This is a genomic window from Polaromonas sp. P1_G4, assembly GCF_056405475.1.
Genome location: NZ_JBFUCA010000206.1, coordinates 1 through 6,918, shown reverse-complemented (window position 1 = coordinate 6,918; position 6,918 = coordinate 1). Strand labels below are relative to the sequence as shown.

Here is a 6,918-nt window from a genome sequence, read left to right as displayed (position 1 = left end):
CGCGTGTGTCGCGGGCACCATCCAGTTCGAATATCCCTCCCGCATTCTCATTTTCAACAAGCATGTTGTGGAAGGCATCGTGAATGCCGGGGCTGCCGTCCACGACAAGAATACGGTCCTTGTTCTGGGTAGATCTTGTTTTCATAGTGGGGGCGCCTCGCATGAACCGGCTTCAGATAGGGGACAACGGCACTTCAGCTTGCACCTGTGCCCGTCGTAGGGGCAACGTTACGCGGAATGTGATGTCTTGACCAGCGGCACTTTCCCCGTCCATGCGTCCCTGGCGTTTTTATCGGATTGTGGGGCAGCGATAGCCCTCAGCCCGTGCTTTTGCCAACAGGCCCCTTGGTGAGGAAGGGCCGGCTGTCTCCGGACTGGCGGTCAGTGGGGGTGGCGCTCCAACCCCAACTTACAATCACAGCCACAACAGGAGCCCCATCCCATGAGCATCAAGAGCGATAAATGGATACGCCGCATGTCCGAGCAGCACGGCATGATCGAACCTTTTGAACCCGGCCAGATCCGCCAGCGGGACGGCCAGAAAATCATCAGCTATGGCACCAGCAGTTACGGCTACGACATCCGCTGCGCGCCCGAGTTCAAGGTCTTCACCAACATCCATAGCACGGTGGTGGACCCAAAGAACTTCGACGAGAAAAGTTTTGTCGACTTCCACGGCGACAGCTGCATCATCCCGCCCAACAGCTTTGCGCTGGCCCGCACCATGGAGTACTTCCGCATCCCGCGCAATGTGCTGACCATCTGCCTGGGCAAAAGCACCTATGCGCGCTGCGGCATCATTGTCAACGTCACGCCGTTTGAGCCCGAATGGGAAGGCTATGTAACGCTGGAGTTCTCCAACACCACGCCGCTGCCAGCCAAGATTTACGCGGGCGAGGGCTGCGCGCAGGTGCTGTTCTTCGAGAGCGACAAGGACGACGTCTGCRAGGTCAGCTACAAGGACCGCGGCGGCAAGTATCAGGGGCAGGTTGGGGTGACCTTGCCGAAGGCGTAACGGACATCTACACGACTGATTTGGACGGACGCCTGCAAAGGGCGTCCGTTTTCGTTTCTGCCCTCTACAGCCTCAGGGCTTGGCGACCTGGGGGCGGCTGGCAAAGCCGCTCATGTACTTGATGGCGTCGCCAATGGTGTCGCGCCACACCGGCCATTCATGATCGCCATCGACGACGCGGTACTCCACCAGCTTGGGCTGGTATTCAAACAATTTCTGGAACAGGCCGGCCGAGTGGTAGGCAATGGAAAAGGTGTCGTGGTCGCCGCTGTTGATGTACAGGGGCACCACGATTTTTTTGCTTTTGTAGGCTTCCCAGCTGGCGGTGTAGTTCAGGCGGTCCCATGAGGCCTGGTCAAATTTGCCGCCTGCCTGGAACGGTGCCACCTGCATGGCCGAAGAGTGGCCCGGGGGTGTCGGTGAATAGATCGCCGGGCTCAACGCCGCGGCGGAAACAAACAGTTCCGGGTACTTGAAAACGGCGTTCACCGTGCCGAAACCGCCGGCGGACAGCCCTGCGATCATGCGGCCTTCACGCGTGGTGATGGTCCTGAAGTTGGTGTCGATGTGCGGGATGAGCTCCTTGATGAGCGCGGTTTCGGCCTTGTCCTTGTTGCCGTCCACCCACCAGGTGGAGCCGCCGCCCGGCATCACGATGATGGCCGGCTGGACGCGGCCTTCCCTGACCAGCGTGTCCATGGTCGCCTGGACCTGGCCTTTAACCAGCCAGTCATTGTGGTCGCCGCCGTTGCCGTGCAGCAGAAACAGCACCGGGTAGCGCAGCCGGCCGCTCTCATAGCCGTCCGGCAGGTAAATGGTGTAGCGGTAGTCTGTGTTCAAGGCCTTTGAGTTGAAGGACCTGACGGTGACCTCGCTGGCAAACGACAGCGGTGCGCCAGCCGCAACAAGTGCCAGTAAAAACCAGCCCAGCAGTTTGCGAATCGACTTGAACCCCATGCCTGTCTCCATCTTGAGCTCCTTGTTGTGTGAGGGCAAGTATCCGGTAAATCCCGGACGCGTGAAAGCGCTCTCACGCAGCGGCTCAACGGATGCCGGGGGCGGGACTGGGCCTCGGTGAACCTTGTTACTTGACCAGCAACACCGGAATCTCGCACTCGGCGACCACGCGCTGGGCCACGCTGCCGATCAGCGCGCGGCTGAGCAGGCCCTGGCCGTGTGTGCCCATCACGATAAGGTGCGCTTTTTCGCGCTTGGCGGCACGCAGTATTTCGGCGGTGGGCGAGCCGACCACGGCGAGGGTTTTAAACGCCATCTTGTGGCGCTGGAGGAAGCGCTCGATCGGCGCCAGCACCTTCTGCGATTCTTCGGTGTGGTAGGCGGTGACGTTGGCCGAACCCAGCATGGTCTTGACGCGCCCCGGCACGGGAGCCTGCACATTGATCACCACCACTTCGCCTTCGGCACCGGCGAGTTCATCGTGGTTCACCAGAAAGGCCAGGGCCTTTTTGGTGTACTTGCTGCCATCGGCGGCGAACAGAATCTTCATGGTTTTTCTCCGGTGTGATCGGATCAGCGTAACACCAGCGCCCTCGTGCCGCTGTAGGTGAGCGCCTGTTTTCGTCTTGCAGTCCGGGGAAAATGGCTTGGATCCAGGTGCCGACTTGGCGCCGTTCAAGCCAGCGCTGTCCGTGCCGCGGCCAAGTCCCAGCCCGCCCAGCCGCAGCTTTTAAACAGCACTGGCCCGGCGGGTTTTTTGAGGTCCTGGCGGATCACATCGGCCAGTGTGGCGAAGCGGCCCACGTCCAGTCCGGCCTGCAGCAGGTCCCCTGCCTCGTGGATGGCATCAGCCGCGTCGACAAACACCGAACCCTTCGCCGCGAAGTATTGGCATAACGCGGCGCTCAGTTCCATCATGGCCGGGGTGAAAGCCCCAACGGCGCTGATGAAGCCGTCAGGCCGGGGCAGCGCGCTGAGGACTACGGCGGCAGCCGGCGTGCAGGTAACGGCCAGCGGGCAGTCGGCCAGCGCGGCATCGGCGTCGTGCACCACGCGGGCGATCAGGCCCAGCGCCTCTGCATGCTGCACCAGGGCCTGGGCGCTGGCGTAGCTGCGCGAAGCGATGCGAAATTCGTGTACGCCCAGGCCTTCGGCATAAGCCTCCAGGTGCGCAAGTCCCTGGACACCGGCACCGACGATGAGCATGGGGCCGTGCGTGTTGGGCGCCAGCCGCTGCGCGGCCAGCAGTGAGACGGCTGCCGTGCGCCGGGCGGTGACGGTGGGCCCGTCGAGCATCAGCCGGCGACTGCCGGTGGCCACGTCAAACACCACAACGTCGCCCTGGATAGTGGGTCGGCCGGTGCCGGCATTGCCAGGCGTGAAGGTGATCAGTTTGGTGATCGCGGTGCGGGCGTCCAGCGCCGGCATCACAAACAGGCTGCCGCCCCCAGTCAGGGGCTGCACCACGCGCGGCGRCACCTGGACGGAACTGTCCTTGAGCAGGTGCGTCAGCTCGCTGACCAGCAACGGGTAAGGCAGGCGGGCGGCGGTCTGGGCGGGGTTTAGCAGGGTGGGCGTCATGGGGCGATGGTAAAGCGGGGAAGGAAGTGGGAGGGCGAGACGAGGGGGTGTCGGTGCCCCGCGTTACGTCGCGTAAAAAAATGAAAGGTTTTTATCCTACATATTCCCGGGAAAAGTGCTGGATGGAAACCGCAAACGCTTCCCTAGGATGAAAACAGGTTCACAGGGAGGCCTGCCATGTTTTCTGACCACTTGCAAAAATTCGACAAAATGCCTTACAAGACGCTGCTCTGGGTAGCGGCTGGGCTGGTGTTTGTTTGCCAGCTGGCAGCCTTCGCGTTTGTGGCGGACGGGCAAGTCGCCAAAGCCAGGATCCGCGACTATCAGCGCCAGGCTGAAGTGCAGGCGATTGCGCAGTGCATCGAAAACACCGCCGGTGCCGCCCGCCAGGGTTGTATCCAGCAGGCCCGCGTCGCGGCCGCCTCAGCCTTGCCGCCCGTCATCACCAGCGCGCAAAAGGGTCAGGCTGTGGCCGATTCATCGGGGGAGTCCGGCGGTGTGATGGCCAGCAACGCAGCAGGCGCCACTGTCAGCAGCATGCTGCCAATGCAGCCTGCACAGGGCTTTATGCCGGCGTCCTTCGCCATCCGCTGATTCAGCAATCATCGGAAGGTCTTACGGCCGGTGCGGTTAGTATGGCCGCGATGGACATGTCACGCCTGTTGCGTCTTTACCAGCCGCGAAACCCCCTGTTCTGGCTGATGCTCGTGCTCAACGGGCTGTCTCCTTTGCTGGCCTGGGTGGTACATAACCGTCCCTTGAATGCCTGGGCCACGGTGCTGGTCACCTGTTTTGCGCTGGGTAACGCCGTGATTGGCACATTCCTGCTGTGGCGATTGCTGCGCAATGAGCCTGCCATGCCCGCGCAGAATGCCGGCGCGCAAGACGCTAACCCTGACGTTAATTGACGGCCCCGGCGCCTTTGACGATGTCRTGCGGTGTGGCCAGCGCCGCCGCTATGGCCAGCCGCAACCCGCGCACGATCTCATCGAGCGGCAAGCTGGGCGCACCCTGTTCGGGCACATAGGGCACATGGATAAAACCGCCACGCGTGCGCCTGAAGCCGCGCTTTGTGGTCAGGGCATGCATGAGCGCATAAAACACGTGGTTGCAGACAAAGGTGCCGGCGGTTTGCGAAACCTCGGCAGCCACGCCCGCCTCCTGCAGCGCCTGCAGCATGGCCTTGATGGGCAGGCTGCTGAAATAGGCTGCCGGCCCGCCCGCCACGACCGGCGTGTCGACGGGCTGGCCGCCGGTATTGTCGGGAATACGGGCATCGTTGACGTTGATGGCAATGCGCTCCAGCGAAATCGCGCTGCGCCCGCCCGCCTGGCCGACGCAGATCACCAGTACCGGCTTATGCAGCGCGAGCAGCCGGATGAGTTCTGCGATGGAGGCCTGAAACACGGTGGGCAATTGCGCCGCCACCAGGAGGTGGCCGCCTACGCGCTTGCCACCCAGCGCCTGTACCGCCAGCCAGCTGGGGTTGAGGGGCAAGCCGCTGTGCCCGGTGTCGCCAAAGGGGTCGAAGCCGGTGAGCAGGACACGGGGTAGCGAAGAAGCGGAAAGGGCTGTGCGCATGCCACCATTGTGAAGGACGGCGGTGTTTTGGCTACCATGGCTCCATGAATACCCCAACCCATCCGGACATTTCCGCGCTGGCCACCGACCTCACCCGCGCCCGTCTTGAAGCCAGCCCGTTGCCTTGGCCCGCCACCGTGCCAACTGACGTGCCGCTGGCCTATGCCACCGCGCTGGCCGTGCGCGCCGCGCGAAGCGCGCAGGGCGACAGCCCGGTAGGCTACAAGGTTGGCTTTACCAACCGCACCATCTGGCCGCGTTATGAAGTCTATGGCCCCATCTGGGGCACGGTGTGGCATAGCAGCCTGGCGCGTGTCGATGCCTCCGGGCCCAACGAGGGAGTGTTGTCGCTCAAAGGCCTGTGTGAACCGCGCATTGAGCCCGAGGTGGTGTTCGGCCTGCGCGAAGCGCCGCCGACCGATTGTTCGGCGGCAGAACTGATTGCGTCCATAGACTGGGTCGCGCACGGCTATGAGATCGTGCACACGCATTTCCCGGGATGGAAGTTCACGGCTGCGCAGGCGGTAGCCGACGGCGGGCTGCACGGCCGGTTATTGGTGGGCCATGCCGTGAAGCTGCCCGACGGGTTGGCRCCCGCGGCACTCATGCAAGCCCTGGCGGGCCTGCGGCTCAAGCTCTACGGCGATGGGGTGCTCAAAGATGAAGGTGAGGGCGCCAATGTGCTGGACGGTCCTGTAGAGGCGCTGCTGCATTTCGTACAGGAATTGCGCGCCACGCCCGGCACACCGGCTTTGCGGGCCGGCGACGTCATCACCACCGGCACGCTGACTGACGCCTGGCCGGTGCAGGCGGGGCAGACCTGGCATACCGAACTGCAAGCGTCCGGCCCGGTGGCCGGCTCGCTCAAGGGCTTGACGGTCCGGTTCGAATAAGCGCCGCGCGCCGGGCCTATTTTTTGATCACCGCGCCGGTTTCGCTGTCGAACTTCACGACACGCACCTGGCCGTTCTGGCCGGGAAAGTTGTCAAACACCGCGCGAACCAGGTAAGGCACGACCAGCGGAAGGTCGCCGCTGCCGCCTTCGTACACAGCGCGCGATTCAAACACCGTGCGCGGCGGCTTGCCGGGTGGCGTGCCCTGGGTGTCAAGTAACCGCACGCGCAGGCTGTTGGTGTAAATCGTCATGTTGAGCGGCCTGTCGCCGACATAGCGCGGCCCGAAAGGGTCGGGCACCCAGCCGCCCGCGTATACGCGGCCCGCGGCGTCGCGGTAAGGCGGCAGGAAGACAAAGTTGTCCTGGTAAACCGGCTGCAGAAAGGTTTTCTCTTCGCTGCGGCTGCTGGCCGCTACGTCAACCTGCAGCCGCCCTGCCTGGCCTTCCGGCGCGCGCCTGAGGCCGCGTTTCTCCAGTTCGGCCTGCACATAGCCCTCATAGGTGGCTTGTTCCAGCTGCCGTGTCGTGTCMACCGGCGTGATGTAGCTGAAAGTGGCGCCCGCCGTATCGCCCGGCCACTGGTTGAAGCTGGTCACGCGGGTGGTGATGGGGCTGGCGCAGGCCGTCAGCAGCGCGGCCAGCAGCAACGCAAGCGCCAGGCGCAGCGGGAAAAACACGGAAATGGCGCCGCCCTGGGTGCCGGGGCCCGCGGGCGTTGGGTGGGCAAAAGTAGTCATGACGAATGGATACACCAAGGTTCAATTTTGTTCCACGGCGGGGGGCCGCTCAAGTAAAGTCGGCGCATGCGCTGACAGCGGACCGGGCTTTGGGGCAGGTGCCGCAGCGGGCCGGAAAGGCCAGTATGCACGGATGACAGACAGGGAGACAC

The 6,918-nt window shown here is 63.5% G+C and carries 9 protein-coding genes; 4 read left to right on the top strand and 5 right to left on the bottom strand.

Going from position 1 to position 6,918, the window contains the following annotated elements; translation table 11 throughout:
• Positions 1 to 442 precede the first annotated feature (442 nt).
• The gene (gene dcd / locus AC1D1X_RS11960; RefSeq protein ID WP_477698332.1) at positions 443 to 1,015 is read left to right on the top strand and encodes a dCTP deaminase; all 573 of its coding nucleotides are present in this window, start codon (positions 443 to 445) and stop codon (positions 1,013 to 1,015) included.
• 72 nt (positions 1,016 to 1,087) lie between these two features.
• Here dcd and AC1D1X_RS11955 read toward each other — a convergent pair whose 3' ends face one another.
• The 3 genes from AC1D1X_RS11955 to AC1D1X_RS11945 all read right to left on the bottom strand — a co-directional run bounded on the left by AC1D1X_RS11955 (position 1,088) and on the right by AC1D1X_RS11945 (position 3,553).
• Complete coding sequence (locus AC1D1X_RS11955; protein WP_477698331.1) at positions 1,088 to 1,984, bottom strand: alpha/beta hydrolase; 897 nt, start codon at positions 1,982 to 1,984, stop codon at positions 1,088 to 1,090.
• A 115-nt stretch (positions 1,985 to 2,099) separates the two neighbouring features.
• Positions 2,100 to 2,522: a universal stress protein gene (locus AC1D1X_RS11950; protein ID WP_477668107.1), complete on the bottom strand. Its 423-nt coding sequence runs from the start codon at positions 2,520 to 2,522 to the stop codon at positions 2,100 to 2,102.
• A gap of 125 nt (positions 2,523 to 2,647) precedes the next feature.
• Positions 2,648 to 3,553 (bottom strand): delta(1)-pyrroline-2-carboxylate reductase family protein, encoded by a 906-nt coding sequence (locus tag AC1D1X_RS11945; protein WP_477698330.1) that lies wholly within the window; start codon positions 3,551 to 3,553, stop codon positions 2,648 to 2,650.
• A gap of 177 nt (positions 3,554 to 3,730) precedes the next feature.
• Here AC1D1X_RS11945 and AC1D1X_RS11940 point away from each other — a divergent pair, with 177 nt between their 5' ends.
• Positions 3,731 to 4,147, top strand: a complete 417-nt coding sequence (locus AC1D1X_RS11940; protein WP_477668105.1) for a hypothetical protein — start codon at positions 3,731 to 3,733, stop codon at positions 4,145 to 4,147.
• A gap of 41 nt (positions 4,148 to 4,188) precedes the next feature.
• Positions 4,189 to 4,461, top strand: coding sequence for a hypothetical protein (locus AC1D1X_RS11935; protein ID WP_477668104.1), 273 nt, complete (start codon positions 4,189 to 4,191; stop codon positions 4,459 to 4,461).
• On the opposite strand, the gene pcp is transcribed toward AC1D1X_RS11935, so the two are convergent.
• Positions 4,454 to 5,134 carry a pyroglutamyl-peptidase I gene (gene pcp, locus AC1D1X_RS11930; RefSeq protein WP_477668103.1) on the bottom strand — a complete coding sequence of 227 codons (681 nt, stop codon included), beginning with the start codon at positions 5,132 to 5,134 and terminating at the stop codon, positions 4,454 to 4,456. The two genes, AC1D1X_RS11935 and pcp, sit on opposite strands and share 8 nt — an antisense overlap.
• Positions 5,135 to 5,178: 44 nt before the next feature.
• Between pcp and AC1D1X_RS11925 the strand changes: the two genes are divergently transcribed.
• The gene (locus AC1D1X_RS11925; protein WP_477668102.1) at positions 5,179 to 6,027 is read left to right on the top strand and encodes a 2-keto-4-pentenoate hydratase; all 849 of its coding nucleotides are present in this window, start codon (positions 5,179 to 5,181) and stop codon (positions 6,025 to 6,027) included.
• 16 nt (positions 6,028 to 6,043) lie between these two features.
• Here the strand turns inward: AC1D1X_RS11925 and AC1D1X_RS11920 are convergent, their stop codons facing one another.
• The gene (locus tag AC1D1X_RS11920) at positions 6,044 to 6,766 is read right to left on the bottom strand and encodes a DUF4136 domain-containing protein (RefSeq protein ID WP_477668101.1); all 723 of its coding nucleotides are present in this window, start codon (positions 6,764 to 6,766) and stop codon (positions 6,044 to 6,046) included.
• Positions 6,767 to 6,918: the final 152 nt, after the last annotated feature.